22 protein-coding genes are annotated in these 23,871 nt (G+C 59.4%); 11 read left to right on the forward strand and 11 right to left on the reverse strand.

What is annotated here, in order from left to right; translation table 11 throughout:
- Positions 1–108: 108 nt before the first annotated feature.
- The gene (locus ACONT6_RS03765; RefSeq protein WP_428820484.1) at positions 109–966 is read left to right on the forward strand and encodes a universal stress protein; all 858 of its coding nucleotides are present in this window, start codon (positions 109–111) and stop codon (positions 964–966) included.
- 81 nt (positions 967–1,047) lie between these two features.
- Here the strand turns inward: ACONT6_RS03765 and ACONT6_RS03770 are convergent, their stop codons facing one another.
- Positions 1,048–1,461 (reverse strand): acyl-CoA thioesterase, encoded by a 414-nt coding sequence (locus ACONT6_RS03770; protein WP_428820485.1) that lies wholly within the window; start codon positions 1,459–1,461, stop codon positions 1,048–1,050.
- Between the two features lie 407 nt (positions 1,462–1,868).
- Between ACONT6_RS03770 and fabV the strand changes: the two genes are divergently transcribed.
- From fabV to zntB, 10 genes are all read left to right on the forward strand, one after another.
- Positions 1,869–3,047 carry an enoyl-ACP reductase FabV gene (fabV, locus tag ACONT6_RS03775; protein ID WP_428820486.1) on the forward strand — a complete coding sequence of 393 codons (1,179 nt, stop codon included), beginning with the start codon at positions 1,869–1,871 and terminating at the stop codon, positions 3,045–3,047.
- Between the two features lie 220 nt (positions 3,048–3,267).
- Positions 3,268–3,894: a hypothetical protein gene (locus tag ACONT6_RS03780; RefSeq protein ID WP_428820487.1), complete on the forward strand. Its 627-nt coding sequence runs from the start codon at positions 3,268–3,270 to the stop codon at positions 3,892–3,894.
- A 99-nt stretch (positions 3,895–3,993) separates the two neighbouring features.
- Positions 3,994–5,037, forward strand: coding sequence for an NADP(H)-dependent aldo-keto reductase (locus tag ACONT6_RS03785; protein WP_428820488.1), 1,044 nt, complete (start codon positions 3,994–3,996; stop codon positions 5,035–5,037).
- Between the two features lie 214 nt (positions 5,038–5,251).
- On the forward strand, positions 5,252–5,482 hold the full coding sequence (locus ACONT6_RS03790; protein ID WP_428820489.1) for a DUF2789 domain-containing protein: 231 nt from the start codon (positions 5,252–5,254) through the stop codon (positions 5,480–5,482).
- A gap of 119 nt (positions 5,483–5,601) precedes the next feature.
- On the forward strand, positions 5,602–6,627 hold the full coding sequence (gene lpxL, locus ACONT6_RS03795; RefSeq protein ID WP_428820490.1) for an LpxL/LpxP family Kdo(2)-lipid IV(A) lauroyl/palmitoleoyl acyltransferase: 1,026 nt from the start codon (positions 5,602–5,604) through the stop codon (positions 6,625–6,627).
- A 138-nt stretch (positions 6,628–6,765) separates the two neighbouring features.
- Entirely contained in the window at positions 6,766–7,641 is an 876-nt protein-coding gene (dapA, locus tag ACONT6_RS03800) for a 4-hydroxy-tetrahydrodipicolinate synthase (RefSeq protein WP_428820491.1), read from the forward strand.
- A gap of 104 nt (positions 7,642–7,745) precedes the next feature.
- Positions 7,746–8,924 (forward strand): outer membrane protein assembly factor BamC, encoded by a 1,179-nt coding sequence (bamC, locus tag ACONT6_RS03805; protein WP_428820492.1) that lies wholly within the window; start codon positions 7,746–7,748, stop codon positions 8,922–8,924.
- Between the two features lie 46 nt (positions 8,925–8,970).
- The gene (locus tag ACONT6_RS03810) at positions 8,971–9,744 is read left to right on the forward strand and encodes an MBL fold metallo-hydrolase (protein ID WP_428820493.1); all 774 of its coding nucleotides are present in this window, start codon (positions 8,971–8,973) and stop codon (positions 9,742–9,744) included.
- Positions 9,745–9,829: 85 nt separating this feature from the next.
- A complete protein-coding gene (locus tag ACONT6_RS03815; RefSeq protein ID WP_428820494.1) occupies positions 9,830–10,705 on the forward strand; it encodes a D-hexose-6-phosphate mutarotase in 876 nt (291 codons plus the stop codon).
- 49 nt (positions 10,706–10,754) lie between these two features.
- Entirely contained in the window at positions 10,755–11,723 is a 969-nt protein-coding gene (gene zntB / locus ACONT6_RS03820) for a zinc transporter ZntB (protein WP_428820495.1), read from the forward strand.
- 3 nt (positions 11,724–11,726) lie between these two features.
- Here zntB and ACONT6_RS03825 read toward each other — a convergent pair whose 3' ends face one another.
- From ACONT6_RS03825 to dksA, 10 genes are all read right to left on the reverse strand, one after another.
- Positions 11,727–12,551 (reverse strand): thioesterase family protein, encoded by an 825-nt coding sequence (locus ACONT6_RS03825; RefSeq protein ID WP_428820496.1) that lies wholly within the window; start codon positions 12,549–12,551, stop codon positions 11,727–11,729.
- Positions 12,552–12,624: 73 nt separating this feature from the next.
- Complete coding sequence (gene panB, locus ACONT6_RS03830; protein WP_181253948.1) at positions 12,625–13,440, reverse strand: 3-methyl-2-oxobutanoate hydroxymethyltransferase; 816 nt, start codon at positions 13,438–13,440, stop codon at positions 12,625–12,627.
- A 68-nt stretch (positions 13,441–13,508) separates the two neighbouring features.
- A complete protein-coding gene (locus ACONT6_RS03835; protein ID WP_181255410.1) occupies positions 13,509–14,171 on the reverse strand; it encodes a deoxynucleoside kinase in 663 nt (220 codons plus the stop codon).
- 84 nt (positions 14,172–14,255) lie between these two features.
- On the reverse strand, positions 14,256–14,732 hold the full coding sequence (folK, locus tag ACONT6_RS03840) for a 2-amino-4-hydroxy-6-hydroxymethyldihydropteridine diphosphokinase (RefSeq protein ID WP_428820497.1): 477 nt from the start codon (positions 14,730–14,732) through the stop codon (positions 14,256–14,258).
- A gap of 13 nt (positions 14,733–14,745) precedes the next feature.
- Entirely contained in the window at positions 14,746–16,218 is a 1,473-nt protein-coding gene (pcnB, locus tag ACONT6_RS03845; RefSeq protein ID WP_428820498.1) for a polynucleotide adenylyltransferase PcnB, read from the reverse strand.
- A gap of 1,033 nt (positions 16,219–17,251) precedes the next feature.
- Entirely contained in the window at positions 17,252–18,649 is a 1,398-nt protein-coding gene (locus tag ACONT6_RS03850) for a sigma-54-dependent transcriptional regulator (RefSeq protein ID WP_428820499.1), read from the reverse strand.
- A 127-nt stretch (positions 18,650–18,776) separates the two neighbouring features.
- A complete protein-coding gene (locus tag ACONT6_RS03855) occupies positions 18,777–21,773 on the reverse strand; it encodes an ATP-binding protein (protein ID WP_428820500.1) in 2,997 nt (998 codons plus the stop codon).
- A complete protein-coding gene (locus ACONT6_RS03860) occupies positions 21,763–21,939 on the reverse strand; it encodes a hypothetical protein (RefSeq protein ID WP_010130964.1) in 177 nt (58 codons plus the stop codon). The genes ACONT6_RS03855 and ACONT6_RS03860 overlap by 11 nt, the downstream gene beginning before the upstream one ends.
- Positions 21,940–22,201: 262 nt before the next feature.
- On the reverse strand, positions 22,202–23,065 hold the full coding sequence (gluQRS, locus tag ACONT6_RS03865; RefSeq protein ID WP_428820501.1) for a tRNA glutamyl-Q(34) synthetase GluQRS: 864 nt from the start codon (positions 23,063–23,065) through the stop codon (positions 22,202–22,204).
- Positions 23,066–23,148: 83 nt separating this feature from the next.
- A complete protein-coding gene (dksA, locus tag ACONT6_RS03870; protein ID WP_078083412.1) occupies positions 23,149–23,586 on the reverse strand; it encodes an RNA polymerase-binding protein DksA in 438 nt (145 codons plus the stop codon).
- Positions 23,587–23,871 lie beyond the last annotated feature (285 nt).

Consider the following 23,871-nt stretch of genomic DNA (forward strand, 5'->3'; position numbering starts at 1 on the left):
GGCGACGTCCATGTCGCCGACGCTTTTGAAATCCCTCCCCCCGGCACTTGAGCTTCGCGTCTGATTTCTATACTTCGATTGTGACTTGCGATAGAGAGAAAATAATAAATGACCGAACAAAAAGATCCCCTAGTACTTGCCTGCATCGACGGATCCCACTACACCGGCGCGGTTTGTGATTACGCCGCCTGGATCGCCAGCCGTACCGGCGCCCCCATCAAGCTTCTGCACAATATCGAACGCGTCTCCACACCCGCAGTGGCGGACCTGAGTGGCAGTATTGGTCTGGGTAGCCAGGAGGAGCTGCTGGAGGAGCTGACGACCCTGGAGCAGCAGCGCTCGAAGCTGTTGCTGGAACAGGGACGGCAGATGCTGGAGGGGGCACGGGAGCGCGCGCTGGGTGCCGGGGCGGAGCGGGTGGTTACCTGCCAGCGCCACGGTAGCCTGATCGAGTCTCTGGTGGAGCTGGAGGATCATATCCGGGTTCTGGTGCTGGGGATTCGTGGTGAGGAGCACGGTGAGGCGGATCGCGGTCTGGGGGCGCAGCTGGAGTCAGTGGTGCGTTCCCTGCACAAGCCGATTCTGGTGGTAAACCGGGAGTTCAAGGCGCCGCGTTCGATCATGCTCGCCTACGACGGCAGTGAGGCCGCGCGCAAGGCGCTGGATATGGTGGCCAATAGTCCATTGCTCAAAGGGACCGAGTGTCACCTGGTATATGTGGGAGACGGTGCCGAGTCGGTGCTTGCCGAGGGCGCCGAGGCGTTGAGTCACGGTGGGGTTTCGGTGGTCAGTGCCAATCTGCAGGGCAAGACGGTGGAGGCATTGATTGCCTACCAGCAGGAGCACGAGATCGACCTGACGGTAATGGGGGCTTTCAGTCACAGTAAATTGCGCGATCTGTTGCTGGGCAGCGTGACCGCAAAAATGTTGCTCGGTACCAACCAGCCGTTACTGCTGTTGCGATAACGTTCAGCTAGTGGCTCCAATGTAAAAAGCCTGTGGGGGAGCCCCACAGGCTTTTTTTGTTTTATCGGGACTGGATGTGAATCAGCTGGCCAGCTTGCTCGGCTCAGCGGAGGAGTTGGCGGCTTCGGGCACGGTCATGCCCGCCTTTTTATGTGGCGTGGGCTTTCCCTCTGCATCCAGAGATACAAAGACAATCCGTTCAACGCGCACAATCAGTTCCCGGGTCTGCTTGTTGCGCATTTCGCAGTGCACGGTGAGGGAGGTGCGGCCGATTGCCGTTACCTCAAACCCGAACTCCACAATGTCGCCGCAGACGGCAGAGCTGACAAAATCGATCTCCGACATCAGCTTGGTCACGATATTGGCGGTGCCCATCTGGCACCCCGCGAAAATAGCTGCTTCCTCATCTATCCACGCCAGCGCCTGGCCACCGAAGAGGCGTTGTGCTGGATTCAGATCGCCGGGTTTAACGAAATGACGTGAGTAGTACTTCATGGGAATTTACCTCGCTGCATCTCCCTGGAAAAAAATAAGAGCGCCGCATTTCCTCGCGGTCTCAACGCGGGTTTTGCATTAAGCGTGCCAACAGTGGAGAGGGGTTTGCGACTCTTGATTCAGTGCCTGCCTCATTGGCTGCAACGGTGGCAGACAGCTTGGTGGCTGTGACCATATTGCCGATGCGCGGTCATTTGTGTGCGTTTTTTATCCATTTCGCACTGACCTGGGGCAGGGGTTGGGTATCCAGCTTGGCTAAACTGGCCGCAAGCATGGATATTCTGGCCGGCAGATTCCCGTAGCGTGATCTGCAGCTATGGGAGTTGCTGCCAACAACTATTAGAATGTGCCGCTTTGTGGTCGACCAGTCGACCCCCTGTAGAATCACCCAACGGAGAGAGCCCGGCATGATCATCAAGCCGAAAGTTCGCGGTTTCATCTGCACCAACGCCCACCCTCAGGGTTGCGCCGCCAACGTGCGTGAACAGATCGAGTACATCAAGTCCCAGCCCGCCATTGAAGACGGTCCGAAAAACGTGCTTGTGGTCGGTGCTTCCACCGGCTATGGCCTGGCTTCCCGTATCACCGCCGCCTTCGGTTGTGGTGCTAAAACACTCGGTGTTTTCTTTGAAAAGCCGCCCACTGAAAAGCGCACCGCTTCTGCCGGCTACTACAATTCAGCCGCTTTTGAAGACGAAGCGCACAAGGCGGGCCTGTACGCAAAAAGCATCAATGGCGACGCCTTCTCCAATGAGATCAAGGCCAAGGCCATCGACATGATCAAGCAGGATCTCGGTAAGATCGACCTGGTGATCTACAGCCTGGCCTCTCCTCGTCGTACCGATCCGGAGACCGGCGAGCTGTACAGCTCCGTGCTGAAGCCCATCGGCAAGTCCTACACCGCCAAGAACCTCAACACCGATAAGCTGGAAATCTCGGACATCAGTGTTGATCCGGCCAACGAAGAAGAAATCGCCGCTACCGTTAAAGTCATGGGTGGCGAAGACTGGGAACTCTGGCTGAAAGCCCTGGGCGACGCCGGTGTACTTGCTGACGATTGCAAGACCGTGGCCTATACCTATATCGGCGAGAAGCTGACCTGGCCGATCTACGGCCACGCAACCATCGGCAAAGCGAAAGAAGACCTGGACCGCGCGGCCCAGGCCATCAGCGACAGCGGCAATGCCAGTGCTAATGTCGCGGTACTGAAAGCCCTGGTGACCCAGTCGAGCTCCGCGATCCCGGTAATGCCGCTGTATATTTCCCTCGTCTACAAGGTGATGAAGGAAGAGGGCACCCACGAGGGTTGTATCGAGCAGCTGTATCGTCTTTACACCGAAGGCCTGTACACCGATGCGCCGCGACTGGATGACACCAACCGTTTCCGTATGGACGACAAGGAACTGCGTCCGGAAACCCAGGCCAAGATTGAAAAACTGTGGCCGGAGGTGACCGAGGAAAACCTGTTCCAGCTCACCGATTACAAGGGCTACAGTGACGACTTCCTGAAGCTGTTTGGCTTCGGCGTCGACGGTGTCGACTACGAGGCAGATACCAGTCCGCTGGTGGAAGCCAAGTTTCAGTAATTCTTGATAGTACTTAAAAAACCGGCCATTTATGGCCGGTTTTTTTATGCGTGAAATTTGCAAGCACTGCGGTATGTAATGGCTCGATGATGGCTTTCCAAGCCACTTGTGCTCATTTTTGTCTGTGAGAGAAAACATCATTCGCGATTTGATCCCTGCGACCCTTTAATGGGCCTGCGGTGGTCCAGCTGGATCACTTAAAGAGAACGGGTGGTCAATAATGAGCATTTTTGAGTATGTCATCAGCTTTCTTCTGGTGGTTGTCGCGCTGGCACTGACAACCATGCTGGGGGATCTGGTGCGGGCTTTTCGTCAGCGCAAGCACCGCCCTGTGCACTGGCTCACTTTTGTCTGGGTGATACTCGTGCTGGCCTGGCAATATCAATTATTGTGGGCCGCATTTGAGTTGCATCAGATACAGCGCGAATGGACCGCGCTGGAATTTGGCCTGTTGGTCGGGTTAACTCTGGTACTGTGTGTCGCCGGCCGTCTTGTGGTTCCCGACATTTTGAATGAAAGCTTTCCTGGCTCAGGGGAAGAGTTGCGCCGACAAAACCGCGAGGGCGCCTTTCATCGCTTTCTGTTTAATGGCCGCTGGGCGCTTGCCTGTCTCGCGGTGTATTTTATTATCGGCTACTTCATCAACGTACTTCTATTTGATCTCGGTTATTTCGATCCAACCAACGTGGAAGATCTGGTCCTCGCTGCTTTACTTTTGATCCTGATCTGCTCCCGCAGTGAAACTACCTGGATTGTCGGCACCGGCCTGTTTATCGTCGCATCTGCGGTCGCCATCCTTGTATTAACGCCAATGCGTTATGGAATCCCTGGGTATTTTGGTGGATGAAACTAACCGTGAAATAAGTTGGGGTGCGGTTGGCGCTTGTGGTGGGGCGCTGCATAATGCGAGACAAAATCCGCACAACCATTTTCAGGGGGAGTTCAAATGGAGTATCGCAAGCTCGGCAAAACCGACATTGAGGTCAGCAAAATCTGTCTTGGCACCATGACGTTCGGCGAGCAGAACAGCGAGGCGGAAGCGTTCGGGCAACTGGATTACGCACTGGAACAGGGAATCAATTTTATTGATTGTGCCGAAATGTATCCGGTGCCGCCAAAGCCCGAGACCTACGGTGCTACCGAAGAAATCATTGGTAACTGGTTGCAAAAACGAGGGAAGCGCGCAGAGGTTATTTTGGCGAGCAAGGTTACAGGGCGCAGTGCTGCCAACTCCGGGGTGGGGCATATTCGCGGCGGTCCCCGTCTCGATCGCGCGCAGATCCTAAAGGCCTGTGACGACTCCCTGTCGCGACTGAAAACCGATTATATCGACCTCTATCAGGTGCACTGGCCCGAGCGTCAGTCCAACTTTTTCGGCAAGCTAGGTTATCAGCACGGCGATGATGACGGTGTGGATATCAGTGAAACCCTGTCCGCCCTGCAGGAGCTGGTAGAAGCCGGCAAAGTGCGTCACATCGGTCTGTCCAATGAAACACCCTGGGGAATGCACCGTTACCTGCGACTCGCCGCCCATGGCAGCAAACCGCGTGTTGCCTCCATCCAGAACCCCTATAGCTTGCTGAACCGCACCTTCGAGGTGGGATTGGCAGAAATGGCGATTCGCGAGCAGTGCGGTCTACTGGCCTATTCACCACTGGCATTTGGCACCCTCAGTGGCAAGTATCTAGATGGCGCCCGGCCCGCGGGCGCCCGCCTCACCCTGTTCGAGCGTTTCCAGCGGTACACCGGGGAGCGCGCGGTCTCCGCCACCGAGCAATATGTGAACCTCGCCCGCGAGTCCGGCCTCGATCCCGCACAGATGGCCCTGGCTTTCGTTACCCAGCAGCCATTTGTGACGTCCAACATCATCGGCGCTACCACCATGGAGCAGCTCAGGAGCAATATTGCCAGCGCCGAAATCGCGTTGAGTGCGGATCAACTGGCGGCGATAGAAGATATCCACTGCCAGAACCCCAACCCCGCCCCTTGAAATCTGATTCGGTGACATCAGGCAGGGTGGTGAAGGGCCGTGTGAATTGATTCCGCGTGTCCGGCGCGTTATCTGGCGCCGGAATCTGCACGGCTATCTATACTCACAGGTAGTGTTGCGCGCCCTGTGGATGGGGCGCGTCACACAGTCGAGGCGTGCTTTCTCCACGGGACGCCTGCAAAAATCCGCCTGAACTGTGTTAACGGGAGGTTGTATGGAGACCGGTCACCACACACTCAACGAGCTTTTCGCCCAATTGGGCCTGGGTTCAGATGACACTGCGATAGAGGATTTCCTCTCCCGGCATCACCTGGCCGGAGAGGAAAAGCTGGCTCGAGCCGAGTTCTGGAGCGACAGTCAGCGCAAGTTTCTGCACGATGCGATTGTCGAGGATTCCGACTGGTGCGAGGTTGTGGATGAGCTGGACGCCCTGCTGAGGCACTAGCTGTGTTGCGGTCAAACAGTGACGGGAGCTGCAGGCCAGTAGGCCTGTGCCGGGACAGCATCGGTATCGCGGATAGCTAGGCGACGGGGGAGTACCTCCGAACGGCGGGCGCGGCTATAATGCGCCGTTTTCTTCCGGGCGCCCAGGCCTCCGGTTATTCACTCGCCGATCGCTGTTGTCCGCACTCTATGGAAAAACCACATTTTCGTGTCGCCCTGTTACACCCGCGTTACTGGCTGACCTGGTCGCTGTTCGGGCTCTGGTATCTGGTGGCGCAATTACCTTATCGCTGGCAAATTTCAATCGGCCGTGTTGTCGGCAAGTTGATGCTGCGTTTTGCCGCCAGCCGCCGGGAAATCGCCGCGCGCAATCTGGCGCTGTGCTTCCCCGAACTCTCTGCGCACAAGCGCGAACAGCTGCTGCGCCGCAACTTTGCCTCCAACGGCATAGCGCTCATGGAAACCGGCATGGCCTGGTTCCGCGCCAGCACCTGGCTGCGCAAGCGCTTTACCATCGAGGGGCTTGAATATCTTCAGGACGCGCACAGTCGCGGACAGGGGGTGGTGATGATGGCAATGCATTTCACCACTCTGGAAATCGGCGCCGCGTTCATGAGCATGAGTCATCCCGTGGATGGCATGTATCGGCCTCATAAGAACCCCGTCTACGACTATATGCAGCGCAAAGGCCGCGAGCGCCACGGGGAGAGTTCCAACGTGCTGCAGCGCAAAGATGTGCGCGGTATGTTGCGGGCTCTGCAGAAGGGTCGTGCGGTGTGGTACGCACCGGACCAGGATTACGGCATCAAGCAGGGGGTATTCGCGCCCCTGTTCGGTATCCCCACGGCGACGGTTACCGGCACTTCGCGATTTGCGCGGGTGGGCCGCGCGCAGGTGGTGCCCTACACGGTGACCCGCCTGGAAGAGAAGGGCGTTTACCACGTAAAAGTGTTTCCGCCGATCGAGGAAATTCCGTCAGGCGACGAACTGAAAGATGCGGTACTGGTCAATCAGTTTGTAGAGGCGCGTATGCGCGAGAACCCCTCGCAGTACATGTGGGTACACCGCCGTTTCAAGACTCGCCCCGAGGGTGAGGAGAGTTTTTACCCGGCGCGCAAGAAGCGCCGTAAAAAGCGCAAGATTTGATCAAAAAATAGCCTATTTGATGTGATGTGGCGGGATGGCTTTTTTGCGCTGGCATCGAACTGGCACGCTCAGTAACATACCGCATTCAATTTTTGGCGGTACAGGCCGGCGACTGGGTCGGCTGGAGAAGGAGTTGCAATGATTTCCGGCAGTATGGTGGCCCTGGCCACACCCATGTATGCAGATGGTAGCCTCGACTGGGACAAGCTGCACGAGCTGGTGGAGTGGCACATAGAGCAGGGCACCCGGGCGCTGGTGGCGGTAGGTACCACCGGTGAATCGGCGACCCTCGACGTGCATGAACACCTGGAAGTCATCCGCCGCGTGGTGGATCAGGTCGCCGGACGTATCCCGGTCATCGCCGGTACCGGTGCCAATTCCACTACCGAAGCCATTGAGCTGACCGCAACTGCCGCCAAATGTGGCGCCGATGCGTGTTTGCTGGTGACCCCCTACTACAACAAGCCCACCCAGGAAGGGCTGTATCAGCACTTCAAGGCGGTGGCCAAGGCCGTTGATATTCCCCAGATCCTCTACAATGTGCCGGGGCGCACTGCTGTGGATATGTTGCCGGAGACCGTGCAGCGCCTGTCCGCAGTCAGCAATATCGTGGGCATCAAAGAAGCCACGGGCGACCTGGAACGGGCGCGTCAGGTGATTGAACTAGTGCCGGAAGACTTTGCGGTCTACTCCGGTGACGACGCTACCGCCATAGAACTGATGCTTCTGGGTGGCCACGGCAATATCAGTGTGACCGCCAATGTGGCCCCTGCTGCAGTTGCGCAGATGTGTGAAGCGGCACTGGCGGGTGATGCGGAAACCGCGCGCGCGATCAACCAGCGCATTGATATATTGCACAAAACGCTGTTTGTGGAGTCCAACCCCATACCGGTGAAATGGGCGCTGAAAGAAATGGGTCGCATCGACAGCGGTATTCGCCTGCCGCTTACCGGCCTGTCCCCCGAGCACCACGCTGTGGTGCGCGATGCGCTGCGCAGCGCGGGCGTGCTCTGACAGGCAGAAAACTTCGCGGTAACCATGGGCTTTTTGCCCCGGCCAGCTGGCCATTACCGCACCAGGACAAATGCGATCGGGACTGATTCGACAAGGTACCAATAATGACAAAACTTACCGCCGGAGCCGTGCTGTGCGCTGCGGTTACCACCCTGAGTGGCTGTGGCATCTTTGGCAAGGACGGTTATTTCCGCGACCGCGGTGACGACTATCAGCTGGCGGACAGCCTGCCCCCGCTGCAGGTGCCGGAAGGTGTTTCCGTGAAACAGCAGGAAGAGCTTTACGAAGTACCGCAGATCAGCGCTGAAGTGGATCGCGGCGAATTCGTGGTGCCGCGCCCTCAAGCGCTGTCGGTGAACGTCGGCCTGGATCGGGTGAAAATCCAGAAGCTGGGCAATCGTCGCTGGGTGCTGGTGAACCAGCCGCCGGATGAGGTCTGGCCGCAACTGCATTACTTCCTGCGTACCACCGGACTGCAGCTGGCCTTGTCTGATGCGGGCGCCGGTACCATGGAAACGACCTGGCTTACCTTCGGGGATTCTCCCGAGACCAAAGACAAATACCGCCTGCAAGTGGAATCGGGGGTTCAGCCAGATACCACTGAGATTCACGTCAGGCATCTCGCGGTTCCCCTGGATGCGCAAGTTGGCGGTGCGGTGAACTGGCCTGCGCAGTCCTCGAGCCCGGAACGCGAAGGCTGGATGATCGATGAAATGTCCGGCGCGCTGGCGGCGGAGTCCAGCGGTGCGGCGGCCTCCCTGGTGGCGCAGGCCATTGGCGGTGGCAAGGTCAAGGTGCAGGTGATGGAGCCGGCGGGCAAGGAGCCCTATATCGCTCTGGGCCTGTCTATGAGCCGTGCCTGGGCCACGGTGAGCCACGCGTTGAACACCGGTGCCTACCGGCTGCACAAGGAAGACGCGGATATCCGGGTCTTCTATGTAACCTATGATTCGGAGCGCGAGCTGGCGGAAGATGAAGAGGGCGGCTGGTTCTCCAGCTGGGGCTCCGGCAAGGGCGAGGACAAACTGGCCCAGTCGGCGGATGCCTACAGCCTGCAACAGGTACTGGCGAATATCGATACGAGCGCCAATGCCGAGCCCGCGCTGTTTGCGAATATGCAGGGCCTGGGTGGCGCCCCCAACAGCAATATCCCGGGTTATCTGGTGGTATTGCGCGGAGTGGACAACGCCATTGAAGTGCGTATCCGCAATACCCGCGGCCTGCCGCTGTCGCGCGCCAAGACATCTGAACTGCTGATGGCTATCCGTCAGAACCTGATCTGACCGGGTCTCTCGGTCAGCATCGCAAGCAGAGTATCGGATAGCGCACATGGCGATCAGATTTGCCTCCCTGGGTAGTGGCAGCAAGGGCAACGGCACTCTGGTCGCCTCTGGCGACCACTGTCTTCTGGTGGACTGCGGTTTCACCATCAAGGAAACCGAGCGGCGCATGGCGCGGCTCGGTGTCTCTCCCGCGGAGCTCTCCGCGATCCTCGTCACGCACGAACACAGCGATCACCTCGGCGGTGTCGGCCCGCTGGCGCGCAAGTATCGCCTGCCGGTATACCTCACCCCTGGCACCCTGCGTGCGCGGGATGTGGGCAAGTTGCCGGAGGTGCACCTGATCGAAGGGCACCAGCCATTCGCCGTGGGGGATATCCAGGTGACGCCGGTGGCGGTGCCGCACGATGCCCGCGAGGCGGCGCAATTTGTGTTCCGCAGCCGCGGCAGTAGTCTGGGGTTATTGACCGATCTGGGGACCATCACTCCCCATGTGGAGTCCCACTACGGCGACTGCGACGCTCTTGTCCTCGAGGCCAACCACGACCCGCAAATGCTTGCCCAGGGGCCTTATCCGCCCTCGCTCAAGCGACGGGTCGGGGGTGCCTACGGACACCTGAGCAACCAGCAGGCCGCCGGTTTCCTGCAGCGGGTGGGAAGTGATCACCTGCAGCACCTTGTCGTGGCGCATATCAGCGAGAAGAACAACAGCCTGGAGCTGGCGCGCGCGGCACTGGCCGATGCCGCCGCCCGCGCTGCCAACTGTATTTTTGCCTGTCAGCAGGAAGGGTTTGACTGGCTGCAGATCGAAAAGGCAGAGTAGTATCCCATTCGGGTAGGGCGCGCCCGCGGCCGACCCTCTCAACAATTTCAAGAAAAATGGCATCAGGGAAAGGGAGTTTCGTTCCGTGGCAGCATTCGACCACCTCACCCAATACCTCACCCGCACCGACAGCGGTGCCCTGTACAACAAACCCGGTCAGGATCTGCTGCTGGTGGAAACCGGCCTGTGTCGCGCAGTGATATCCCTGCAGGGTGCGCAGGTGCTGGAGTTCACCGCACAGGGCCGCGCGCCACTGCTGTGGCTGAGCCCGAGCGCCACTTTCAAAGCCGGAACCGCGGTGCGCGGCGGTGTACCGCTGTGCCTGCCATGGTTCGGAGAAAACCGCAGTGACCCCAGCAAACCCAAACACGGTCTGGTGCGCACCCAGTTATGGGAGATTGCCGGCACTGAAGAGCAGGCGGACGGCACGGTTGTACTGACGTTTCGCTTCCAGCACCCCGGGGATGATCTTTTCGCCGCCAGTTTCGAGTGTCTGCTGAAAGTCGGCCTTGGCAAATCGCTCACCTTTGATCTCGAGCTGACCAATACCGCCGACACGGCTGCGGAATACAGCTGGGCGTTGCACAGTTACTTCGCGGTGGCAGACGTGGCCGAGGTCCAGGTCGAGGGGCTTTCCGGTGTGAGTTACCTGGACAAGACCCTTGGATTTGCCCGCGATACCCTCGAAGGCCCGCAGACCTTTGATGGCGAAGTGGATCGGGTATTCGAGCAGGCGCCAGCCAGCCAGAAAATTGTTACCCCCAACCCGATCACCGCGCACAGCGAAAATTGCCATACGGTGATTACCTGGAATCCAGGGGCGGAGCTGGCAGCCACCATTGGTGATATCGGCGAGCACTTCCACGGCTTTGTGTGCGTGGAACACGGCAATGCCTTCGCCAACAGCTGGCAGCTGGGCGCCGGTGAAAGTGCGCGTGCCAGCCTGACCCTGAGCCGCTGAGTTTTTCTTATTTCTGCCGGTGTCTGGCCTCGACCGCGGAGACGTTCCCATGCAATCCGGATTGATTCACGCCTACCTGTTGGATAGCCGCGGTCGCGGGCGTCGTATTGGCTGGCCCGAAGTGGAGGCCTGGGCACCCGAGCAGGGCAAGCTGTGGTTGCACCTGGACTACACCGATCCCGATACCCGGGCATGGATTGGCGGACCAGCACAACTGGATCCGCTGGTGGCCGATGCCCTGCTCACCGAGGAAACCCGCCCGCGCACCACCGGTATCGGCGACGGCCTGTTGATTGCCCTGCGCGGTGTCAATCTGAATCCGGAATCTCAGCCGGAGGATATGGTCTCGATCCGTTTGTGGGCGGAAGAGCACCGGGTAATCAGTACCCGCAAGCGGCAGTTATTGTCGGTGAACGACCTGTGTCAGCAACTGGAGAGCGGCCGTGGACCGCGCAGCTGTTCGGCGCTGGTAGTGGAACTGGCGGATCTGCTGGTGTGGCGCATGAGCGATACCGTAGATACCTTCGAGGACACCATCGACGAGCTGGAAGACCGGGTTGTGGCCGGAGCCAGCGGCAGCCTGCGACTGGATCTGGCACTGTTGCGCAAGCAGACCATTACCCTGCGCCGTTACCTTTCCCCGCAACGGGAAGCGCTGGCACGCCTGATGGTGGAAAAGCTGGACTGGATCGGCGAGCCCGAGCGCTTGCAGCTGCGGGAAGTGAGCGACCGCCTGCTGCGGCATATTGAGGATATCGATGCGGTGCGGGAGCGCGCGGCGGTGACCCAGGAAGAGCTGATGAGCCGTATCTCCGAGCAGCTCAACAGTCGCATGTATGTGCTTTCGATTATTGCGGCGATCTTCCTGCCACTGGGTTTCTTTACCGGCTTGCTGGGGGTCAATGTGGGGGGGATTCCCGGCTCGGAAAACCCCCGCGCATTCCTGATTTTCTGTGTGTTACTGGCGGTAACCGTGGCCGTCCAGCTGGTGGTTTTTCGCTGGAAAAAGTGGCTCTGACCGTCAGCCAAATACCGTAACCGTCTGCCGGGACAGGGCCATCAGCCGGCCACTGGCATCCCACAGGCGCGCGCGAATCGCACCGTAACCGTCTTCCGCCTGTTCCACTTCCGCCAGATACTGCCACCAGTCGCCACTGTCTGCGCTGCGCTCGGCTTTTACGTGGTGGGCCGTGGGCATCATTTCCAGGGTCCAGGTCAGTGAGCTGGCTGCGGCCAGGTCTTTCAGCATCGACAAGACTGCCGGGGGCCATGCGTCGATCAGTGCCAGCAGGTGGGCGGTGGTGACCGGGCCCGCGGATTCCCGAAAGCGGATCCAGCCACCCAGACGGGGCTCGCTGCTGCCACTGAACGGGAAGGCACCTGCGGCCAGGCGGTAGTCGAAATGTTGGGTGAATTCCGGCACCAGCCCCTCGATATAGGGCAGGGCTTCACACTCGTCCGGCGCGCGGAACTGTGGTGCCGCATCCGGGGAAACCGCAACCGTGGATTGTCGAGGTTTGCCGAAGCTGGCAAGGGCTGCGGTTACGACCTGGTTGCCCTGGCTGGCGTGGGCCTCGATCTGTACCGCCGAGCGGCCTGCGCGCAACACGCGGGAGCGGGTGTCCAGTTCTCCGGCTTCTGCCGGCGCGACGAATGAAATGGTCATCGAGCGCAGCGGGGTTTCCGCTATGGCGCCCTTGGTTGCGGTTTCCAGGGCAGCTTCCATTGGCTGGTAGAGCAGCGCTGCGGCGAGGCCGCCGAAGGTGGCACGCCCCTGGGTCCAGCCGCCGGGAATGGTCACCTTGGAAGTATCTTTCGCGTTCGCGATCAGGGTATTGAATTCCATCGGGCTATGTCTCTACTTCTCTGTCTCTACTACTGTGCAGGCCGCTTGGTCCTGGGGGCTTGTCGCGACCCGTTTAGCTGAAGCTGTGTGCGTCGTCCGGGAAGGTGCCGTTCTTAACGTCTTCCGCGTATTTACGCAGAGCACCGGGGATGTCCCCGGCTTCCTGCAGGAAGTTTTTGGAAAACTTGGGCGGCTTCTCGGTAAGGCCGAGAATGTCGTTGATCACCAGTACCTGGGCGTCGGTATGGGGGCCGGCGCCGATGCCGATGGTGGGCATGGTAACCGTGTCGGTAATGCGCTTGCCCAGGTCGCTGGGTACGCACTCCAGTACCAGCAGGTCTGCACCCGCCTCATCCAGCTGTACGGCGTCGTCGAGGATTTCACCGGCGCGGTCGTCATCCCGTCCTTGAACCCGGAAACCGCCAAGCTTGTGCACCGATTGCGGTGTCAGGCCGAGATGGGCGCATACCGGAATACCGCGCTCGGTGAGCATTTTTACCGTGGGGGCGAGCCAGGCACCGCCCTCGATTTTCACCATGTGCGCACCGGCCTGCATGATGCGGGTAGCGTTGGTCAGTGCCTGCTCCGGGGTGGCGTAGGTCATAAACGGCAGGTCGCCCATGATCAGGGATCGCTTGTTGCCCCGGGCCACGGCTTCCACGTGGTAAATCATCTGCTCCATGGTGACGGGGATGGTGCTGTCGTAGCCGAGGACGGTCATCCCCAGGGAGTCGCCGATCAGCACGGTTTCCACACCGGTTTTCTGGGCCATAGCGGCCATGGGCGCATCGTAGAGGGCGACGCAGATAAACTTTTCTCCATCGGCCTTCATCTTGCGCAGGGTCTGCACAGTAATCGGTTTGGTCAGTTCAACGGGGGCGTAGGGCATGGCAATGACTCACGTTGCGGGGTTCTCAACCCGGGAAATCTAGGGGTAGGGATCTGGTACTGAACCGGTCACTTGCCGGGATTGTAATAGTGGCGACCGCTGTTGACGTTCAGCAGGTACTCCACCAGCTGCAGGTAATCTTTCTGCTGGTCGACGATGTCAATCTCCGCACAGTTGACGATCAGCAGCGGGGCCTGGTCGTAGTAGTGAAAGAAATTGGTATAGGCCTCGTTGAGGGTCGACAGGTATTCGTTACTGATGCTGCGCTCGGACGCGATGCCGCGCTTGTGTATACGCTCCTGCAGCACATTCAGAGGTGCCTGCAGGTAGATCACCAGATCCGGTTTCGGTGCCTCCAGCGTGAGATGCTGGTACACCTGCTGGTACAGCTGCAATTCATCGCTGTCCAGGGTGACTTCTGCAAACAGGTGGTCTTTTTCGATCAGGAAATCCGCTACCCGCACTGGCTTGAACATATCGTCCTGGCGCAATGCCTGAATCTGTTGCGAGCGCTGTAGCAAGAAGTGCAGCTGGGTGGGTAGCGCGGCGCTCTTCGGGTCGCGATAAAAGCGCTCGAGGAACGGATTTTCTTCCGGCAGTTCCAGCAGGGTGTCGTAATTGAAGGTGGCGGCGAGCTTCTTGGCGAGGGTGGTCTTGCCGACACCGATATTGCCTTCCACGGCAATAAATCGCGGTAGTGTCCTGCCTTCCAGATCCAGTTCCTGGGCGATATTTTCCGCGCTGTAGTTGTCGCCAGAAGTAGTGTCGGATGTGGGAAGTCTTGTCACCGGGGATACTCCTTTTCTTGTCCCTGATTACAGTCGGTGTAATCGATTGGGTGGGCACTGGGCCAGCAGCTTCTGCAGTGGCGTTCCGTCGGGCATGGTCAGGTCCGGGGCCAGTTGCGCCAGTGGTTCCAGTACAAAATTGCGCTCTGCCATACGCGGGTGCGGCACCTGCAGGCGCGCGGTATCCAGTTGTCGGGTACCGAACAGGAGAATGTCCAGGTCCAGGGTCCGCGCGCCCCAGCGCAGGGTCCGCTCGCGGCCGTGGCGGTTCTCGATTGCCTGCAGCGCGTCCAGTAAATCCTCCGGCGCCAGGTCGGTGTCCAGGCTGGCGACGGCGTTGACATAGTCCGGTTGCTCCCCGGGCCCGATTGGCGCGCTGCTGTACAGGTCCGAGCAGTTGAGCAAAGTCGTATCGGGGATTGCCTTCATCTGCTCCAGCGCACTGCGCAGTTGTGCTGCCGGGTCCTGCAGGTTGCTACCGAGGCCAATATAACAGCGATTCACTTGTGAATTCCGCTCAATTTGATGGGTGTTCCGCACCGTTGTTTGGACGCTTGCTGCGGTTCCGGTTGCGCCCGCTGCGATTGCGTCGCCCGCGGCCTTTGCCACCGCGCGGACCGTTGCGGGGAACATCCTGGACCATCTTTTGGCGCAGCTCTTCGTCGGCCTGTTGGAACTCGGTCCACCATTGGCCGAGTCCCGCGGGGATCTCGCCACTTTCCTCACGCAGCAACAGGAAGTCGTAAGCGGCGCGGAAACGCGGCATTTCCATCAGGCGGAAGGCGCGCTCGCCACCGCGGCGGGGCAGGCGGGACTGCATGTCCCAGATTTCCCGCATTGGCATGGAGAAGCGTTTGGGAATCGCGGTGTGCACCAGCTGGTTACTGGTGATCTTCTGTGCGGCCTGGGCCAGCGCCGGTACCGGCGGGATACCTTTGTCGATCAGGAACTTCTGCTCGGAATTCACCGCTGGCCACAGCAGCGCTGCGTACAGGAAGGCCGGGGTTACCCGCTGGTCGTTGCGAATCCGCTGGTCGGTGTTGCGCAGCGCCAGGCGGGTAAGGGCGAGGGCCTCCGGGTTATCCAGCTGGCTGGCATTGTCCGGGAACAGGTGGGGCCACAGGTGGTGTTCGCACATCAGTTCGAAGGTGCGCACACCGTGGCCGCTCATCAGCAGCTTGAGTACCTCGTCAAACAGGCGCGCGGGGGCAATGTTGCGCAGCAGCGGCGCCAGCTCCTCGAGTGGCGCGGCGGTGGCGGGCTCGATATCGAAGTCCAGCTTGGCGGCAAAGCGCACCGCGCGCAGCATGCGCACCGGGTCTTCTTTGTAGCGGGTCTCCGGGTCGCCGATCATCCGGATCCGGCGCTGTTTGATATCTTCGATACCGCCGGTGTAATCGTGGATTTCGAACCCGTTGGTGGTGTAGTAGAGCGCGTTGACGGTGAAGTCGCGACGCACTGCATCACTTTCCAGGTCGCCGTAGACGTTGTCCCGCAGCAGCATGCCGTGCTCGGATTGCTGGGCTTCATGGGCCTCGCCATCGCTGTGGTGTCCGCGGAAGGTGGTGACCTCAATGACCTCCCGGCCAATGCGGGCGTGCAGGATGCGGAAGCGACGGCCGACGATACGGGCGCCGCGGAACAATTGCTTGGCTTGTTCCGGGGTGGCATCGGTGGCGACGTCAAAATCCTTGGGATGGCCCCCCAGTAGCAGGTCGCGCACACCGCCGCCCACAATATAGGCCTCGAACCCGGCTTCCTGCAGGCGCTTCATGACCGTTAGTGCCGCGCGGCTGACGTCTCGTCGCGAAAGGTTGTGATCGCTGCGGGGAACGACGACCCGGGATCTACTCGGGCCGGAGCGCGATTTGCGGCCCCGCTTTTGTGGCGACTTGCCCCCACCGGAGCTGGGCTCGCTGGCGGATGCCGTGTCTGTGGCTTTGGGCTTGCTGTGCCAGCGTTTGATACTGCTGATCAGGGAATTGAACATACGGCTTACTGTGTTATCCGCAGCCCGATTGTCATTGGGCCGCTGTGTTGATCCGGGGACGCACCGAGAGGACGTGATTCCGGACTATTGTGGAGGCGGATTCTAACACACAGCAATGCACAGCTGCCGGTCCCGCTCCTTGTGGGGGCCAGCAAACGGTGTGCATACATTGAATAAAACAAAGAAAAGAAGGGAATTATTCTTATTTGGTATGAAGGCAGCGGCATCCTTGCGCTATCAATTTGCTTTTCAGCAAACCCTTTCCCAGGCACAATCAGTCAGTTTGTCACGTGCTTGTCGTTATTTTTGTTGTCTTCTACAAATTATTGTTTTTGTTATTACTCTTTATTCTTATTGTTTATTTTTATTATTAGTCGCTATTTTTAGTACTTTTTGTTTATTTTTATTGTTGTTCTGAGCCTTATTATTTTTATTGCTCAAATTTTGCTCCGGCATCGATCACTTTGGCTTTTATTGTCGATCTGCCCGTTCTCATTATTCTTATTGTGTTGCGCCCACTTATTGTCAGTTGTTATTAGGGCTTAAACAGTCATTTATTTTTATTCTTGGCTGTTCTTGTTGTTTGACCTATACAAAGCAGATAGCGTGCCAACTTTAAAAAGTTCTTAAAAATCAATGAGTTAACATTTTCAGGAACTTTTTTGTGTCGCGTATATACAGATTTCCGTTACGCATAGCGCGGCAGTTGTTACTCCACTGTGAGAGGGGGTAACACTTTCACCTGTTACCAATTTCCGTTCCGCTACCCACGTCTAGCTAGACGTGTCCCAATTTCCCCCTTTCTCTGTAAAGCCTTGATTTCAAATGGTTTTTTATAGTCCCAGAGAGCGGCGAGGGAATGTGGGAACCATGTGAGTAGGCGCTACCCGCGTGTCGTTACCTTGGCCGAGAAGACCTATTGGGTGCTGGTACAGGGCGCGATAGGGGCCGGTTTGGTGGGGACGGCAGTGTCAGACATAAAAAAAGCCCGGACAGCGACACTGTCCGGGCTTTTTGAGATCTCTGCGTGGGATCAGACTTCGACGACGCGCTTGGCCTTCTTGCGCGGGATACCCAGCTTCTGGCGGCGCTCCCACAGGCATTTTCGGCTCACGCCCAGCTTCTTGGCCAGTTCTGTCTCGCTCATGGTCTCCTGGTGTTCGAGCACAAAGCGGGCAAAGTAATCCTCCAGCGACAGGTCTTCGCGGGGATCGGCGTGCAGGCTATTGCTGCGCGGGCGACGCTCGGGGTCGGCTTCATCGATGGGGACCAGGTCCAGGTCGATGTCCAGGGTGCGATGATCTATCTCGTCACTGTCTTCGGTGAGGATCACCGCGCGCTGGATGGCGTTCTCCAGCTCGCGCACATTGCCCGGCCAGGTGTAGGTTGTTACCGCCTGGATCGCCTCGGGTGACAGTTTCAGGGTAGGGCGGTTGATCTTGCCGCAGAATTTCTTCAGCAGGCTCTCGGAGATGGACAGCACGTCCTTGCCGCGCTCACGCAGGGGCGGCAGGGTCATCTGGACCACATTGATACGGTAGTAAAGGTCTTCCCGGAACTTGCGTTCGGCGGACAGCTGGCGGAGGTTCCTGTGGGTGGCCGCAACCAGGCGCACGTTGACCTTGCGGGATTCGATGGCGCCGATGGGGCGCACTTCACCTTCCTGCAGGACCCGCAGCAGTCGCGCCTGGGCTTCCAGGGGCAGCTCGCCGATCTCATCCAGGAACAGGGTGCCGCCGTCGGCGGCGGCAATCAGGCCCTCGCGGGCGGTCTGGGCACCGGTAAACGCGCCTTTTTCGTGACCAAAGAGTTCCGCTTCGATCAGGGTTTCCGGAATCGCCGCACAGTTGACCGAGATCAGGGGCTTGCCGTTGCGTTTACTCTCTTCGTGAATCGCCCGCGCCACCAGTTCCTTACCGGTGCCGGTCTCGCCGTGTACCAGCACGGTGGCGTCGGTGGGGGCCACCTTGTGGATACGCGCATAGAGATCGCGCATGACCGGGCTGTCGCCGATCATGCCTGCAATGGCGCGACCTTCGGCCTTGCTGTCTGCGGCGGCGGCGCCGGCGGCCCGATTCTGCTCCGCCTTGCCGATTACCCGGCGTACGGTGGCCAGCATTTCGTCGTGATCGAAGGGTTTGGCGATGTAGTCCGCCGCACCCATACGCATGGAATCCACCGCTGAGCGCAGGCTCGCGTAGCTGGTCATGATCAGTACCGGCACGTCGCCGGCCAGTTTCAGCAGATCGGTGCCGGGGGCACCGGGCAGGCGCAGGTCGGAAATAATCAGGTCCATGTCCGTGATGCGAAACTTGGTGGTCGCTTCTCGAACTGAGCCGGCTTCACTGATCTTGTAGCGGTGCCTCTCCAGCAGCTTGCGCAGTGCTGTACGGATAATGGCTTCATCTTCTACGATCAGGATGTGGCTCATGTGTTACGCCTGGTTACAAATTGTTCAGGGGAGGCTAAGTTTTACCTTTTGGGCGTTTCTATGCAACCCAAATAGCCCGATCTGGCTGAAAAATGTTCAATTTTGCTGTCTGCTGGTAACAGGCAGGTCACGAGATGGCCCCATTCTCGGTGCTTTCCAGTGGCAATTGCACGATAAATCGCGCGCCGCGCCCGGTTTCCGGGTGGGCGGGACTCACCAGTTCCAGTTGTCCGCCGTGTTCTTCCACAATGCTGTAGACCATTGCCAGCCCCAGGCCGGTGCCTTCCCCGGGTTCCTTGGTAGTGAAGAACGGCTCGAGGATTCGCTCGCGGTGGGCCGGAGATATACCCGGTCCGTCATCGGTGACCGCGATACAGGCGAGCCCCGCGCGCGCGTAACCCTCGACTTCGATGTTACCGCCGTCTGGGCTAGCGTCGCGGGCGTTGCTGAGCAGGTTGATGAATACCTGAATCAGTCGCTGGTTGTCCCCCAGCGCGTAGAGGTCCTCGGGTACCCGATTGGCAAAGGTGACCTCGGTCTTGTCCCGCTGCAGCGACAGCAGCTGCACCGCTTCTTCCACACAGGCGTGCAGGTCTACCGGGGCCTTCTCGCTTTCCTGGTTGCCGCTGTGGGAGAAGCTCACCAGAGAGTGGACGATACGGCTGATTCGCTGGGTCTGGCTCAGGATCTGGTCCGCGGTCTCGAGGACCTCCGGATTGTCGGAGTCAAACTGCAGGTTCTGCGCGAGACAGGCAATACCGGTGACCGGATTGCCCACCTCGTGGGCCACGCCGGCGGCCAGGCGGCCTACCGAGGCCAGTCGTTCGCTGTGCATCAGCTCCTGCTCGAGCACCTGGGTCTCGGTGATGTCTTCCACCAGCAGCATCTGGCCGTCACTGCGGCTGTCTTTACCACTTTCTTTATTTTCCCGACCGTATTTCCCCGTGCGCTGCTTGAGGCGTGTCTTGTGCAGGTTGAGCCAGCGACTGCTGCCGTCCATCTCCACCTGTTGCTTGAAACGACTGCCATCGGCGGATTCGGCAAACTCGGTCACCAGGGATCGCCAGGGTTCCGGCAGGTACTCCGGTTTGGAGCCGATAACCTCACTGGCGCTGACCCCGGTGAGGTCGGTCATGGCGTAGTTCCACAGCAGGATCTCGCCATCGCGCCCGAGGGAGCAGGCGGCCATGGGCAGCTCTTCCAGCATCTGTCGGTGATAGAGGCGCAGGTTGTTCAGCTCCGCGGCGAGACCGGTCAGCTGGTTTTTGTACCGGCTCAGGCGGGTTTCAATCAGGTTGATGTCTTTGTTGGCTGGCTGATCGCTGGTAACGAACGGCAGGTGCCGATCCACAATCTGGCCCGCCAGCACCCGGCCCAGCAGACCGGACAGGTTGGCTTCCAGCTTGTCGCGCAACTGGCGCAGGGCGTAGGGACGCCGCTCGTTCTCCGGCAGGTTGAGCTGCCGCAGGGCGCGGCTGACTTCCTGGCTTGCGGTGGCGGCGCCGAGACTTTCGGACAGGCGCATACGGAATTCGGCGGCGGATTGCACATCCAGCTCCAGGCGCAGCGCCTGGCTGATGGAGTCGTCACTGCACAGGTCCGCGGCGTAGCGTTCCAGGCTGCTGGCGCGGGTGAATATCGACAGACACACGAACAACAGCACGTTGACTGAAAGTGACAGGGTGGTGATCTGCGGCCAGATTTCCATGCCCAGGGGAATCCGGTAGCTGCCGAACGCAATGCCGCTGTTGCCCACCATGGCGGGGAACAGCAGGCCCGCAGCCCAGATCAGCATGCCTGCAAGCAGTCCGCCGATAAAGCCGCGGCGATTGCCCTGAGGCCAGTGAATTACCGCGAAGATGCCAGGCAGGAACTGCAGCGAGGCGATAAACGCGATGATGGCCAGGTCAGAGAGGGACAGACGATTGTTGAGCAGCAGGTAAAAGCCGAAGCCCGCGAGAAATAGCGCTGCGACCAGCGCCCGGCGCAGCCACAGCAGCTGGCGGTACATGTTGTCGTCGGACTGCCAGCGGGTACCTGGCAGCAACCAGTGGTTCATCACCATGGTGGACAGTGCCAGGGTGATCATGATCAGCGCGCCGGTAGCCGCGGACAGGCCGCCGATAAAGGCGAGGATGGTCAGGGTTGCCGAGCCGCTGGCGCGGGGCACCGCAAGGGTGAAGTACTGCACGGGTTCCGCCACATCCAGGGCAAAGCCCGCCCACATGATGGGGAAGATGGGTAACGCCATCAGCAGCAGGAACAAGGGAAAGCCCCAGCTGGCAGTGCGCAGTCCCTGGGTGGCGGGGCGATCCGCAATACTGAGATAAAAAATATGCGGCATTGCCACCGCGGTGGCGATAAACACCAGCAGCAGGGTGTGAGATGAACCCTGTTTGATCGGGGAGTAGAGCAGTTGCTGCATGTCGTTGTTCTGCGCGAGCCACTGATCGAGCTCGCCGAGTCCGCCGAATACCCCATATACCGCGTACAGTCCCACCGCCAGCAGGGCCACCAGTTTTACCAGGGATTCCAGGGCCATGGCGCTGGCGAGGCCTGCACGCCGTTTACTGGATGCGCCATAGGTGCTGGTAAACAGCGCGAGCAGCACACAGTAGAAGAAGGCGATCAGGTCTTTGCTGGTGACGCCGCTGGCGGGCAGTGCCAGTGCCGCCACATTGTCGCGGGACAGCAGTGCCAGGGTTTCCGCTACGGCCTGGATCTGCAGTGCGATCAGTGGCAGCAGTCCCAGCAGCATGAACAGGGTGGCCAGGGTACCTGCCTCGCGGCTGTGGTAGCGGAATACCAGCAGGTCTGCGGGGGAGGTGAGCTGGTAGCGCTGGGCGAGGCGCGCGAGCGGTTCCAGTGCCACCGGCGCGAACAGGAACATGGCGCCGGTGCCGAGGTAGTAGGCGAGTACCCCGTAGCCGTGTTGCCAGGCGAGGTCGATGATGCCGTAGTAGGTCCAGGCACTGAGGGAGACGCCCAGCGAGAGCACGTAGAAGAACGGATGTCTTACCCAGTTGCTGGACAGCCAGCCCTTGGAGGTGGCGAAGGCCACGAAAAACAGGGCAAAAATATAGGCGACGCCGATCAGCGCAATGTTGACGATCTCAAAGGTCATCGGGTTTGCGCCTCCGCTGAATAAAGATCGCCAGCAGGATCAGTACGAACCAGAGGATGAAGGGGCGATACCAGGCGCCGGATGGGTTGATCATCCAGGTGAATACGGTGGGGCTGAATACGTAGCCCACCAGTACCAGCAGGATTAACAGGGTACGGTTGCTCATTAAGGACCTGTAGGGTCGTCCTGCGGTGAGGCAGAAAGGGAGAAATTCGGCGCAAAATGTTAATGCGCGCTTGGGGGAGAGTTCAACTCTTTGCTGGTTCTACTGGTTCCGGTACTGATCGAAGCGCAGTGGCGGTGGCGCTATCGCGAACAGCTTTGCGAGACACGCCGTAAACCCATCCATGGCGGTAAAGGTCTCGCAAAGCTGTTCCCGCTATCGCCACCTTAGCATTGAAGCTATTGAGTCGGCATTGTCGAAAACTCTATTGCGCTAGCTGGCGGTTACGTCGGTCCACGGCTTGTCGCTGCCAGCGCGCACTCGCCCAGGAAAGAATCTGTGCCGGAAGTTTGGATTCGAGCCCCGGCGGCGGATGAAATCCCAGGAAGCCCAGCGCCTGAACCAGATTCGCGGAAGCGTTTTTGTCGTCCAGTGGCGCGGCGTGATTCTGCTTGCTGAGTTTCTGGCCACCCTCGTTCATCACCAGTGGCAGATGTCCGAACTGGGGAACCCGGCCCCCCAGTGCACGGAACAACTGACTCTGTACGCCGGTGCAATCCAGCAGGTCGGCACCTCGCACCACGCAATTCACGCCCTGGGCGATATCGTCCACCACCACTGCCAGTTGGTAGGCGTAGAGGCCGTCCTTGCGTTTCAGGATCGGGTCTTCGTCGACGATCTGGGTCTGTTCTCCCTGCCAGAGGTCGTGAAAGGTCTCCTGCGTGCCGGCACAGCGAAAGCGCAGGGCGTAATTGTCGCCCTCGGATTCGGTTATGCAGTTTTCCCGGCGGTGGCCGCCGGCGCGGCGGATCTGTTCGCGGGTGCAGTGGCAGCGGTAGATCAGCTGTTGTGCCTGTAGCTTTTCCAGCGCGGTCTTGTATAGGTGGTGGCGGTGGCTCTGCCAGACGGTTTCACCGTGGCCGTGCAAGCCGTGCGCGTGCAGCGCGTGAAGGATGCGCTCGGCGGCGCCGGGCATCTCCCGTGGTGGATCCAGATCTTCCATGCGCACGAGCCAGTGGCCGCCGTGGGCGATGGCGTCAAGGTAGCTGCCGAGGGCGCAGACCAGGGAACCGAAATGGAGCGGGCCGGTGGGCGAGGGGGCAAAGCGGCCGATATATTGTTCGGGCATGCCGTAAACCGGGGAATCGGGTGAAACAGTCGAGATGGGGAAGGAGTGCCGGGCAGCTCAAATGCTGCCCGGGCAACGGCAGATCAGCCGGAAATCTGCTTTTCCTTGATCTCCGCCAGGGTCTTGCAGTCCACGCACAGGGTCGCGGTGGGACGTGCTTCCAGGCGGCGGATGCCGATCTCGACGCCGCAGGCTTCACAGAAGCCGTAATCTTCCTGGTCGATCAGTTCGATCGTGGCGTCGATCTTCTTGATCAGTTTGCGCTCGCGATCGCGGGTGCGCAGTTCCAGGCTGAACTCTTCTTCCTGGCTGGCGCGATCCGCCGGGTCAGGGAAGTTTGCAGCTTCATCTTTCATGTGAGTTACGGTGCGATCCACTTCTGCCATGAGTTCGGCCTTCCAGGCCAGCAGCAGCTTGCGGAAATGCTCCTGCTGCTTCTCATTCATGTACTCCTCGCCCTTCTGTTCCTGATAGGGCTCGAAGCCGTGCAGAGAATCGGATTTCGCAGCAGTATTGGGCATAGTCATTGCCTCTCTCGTAATACGGGCCCTGAGTTATTAGGGCACTACAACCAAATTCAAGCCTAGCAGGCTGCACAAAGCCTAAGCGACCGCCGGCTGTATCCTCAGGCCGCTATCGCGACCAAGGCGAGGAAACTATCAAAACTCTCAGGGCTGCGCCACAAAATGTTGCTCTGTAACGGCACTGAGGACGATCCTTCGGCAAAGAATGAACGGGATGGTGTATTCTGGCGACCGTTTTTTCGACAGGTTGGCGTACAGTCCATCCATTTCTGACTTTTTACA

Source organism: Microbulbifer sp. MCCC 1A16149, from assembly GCF_050368945.1.
Classification (GTDB): domain Bacteria; phylum Pseudomonadota; class Gammaproteobacteria; order Pseudomonadales; family Cellvibrionaceae; genus Microbulbifer.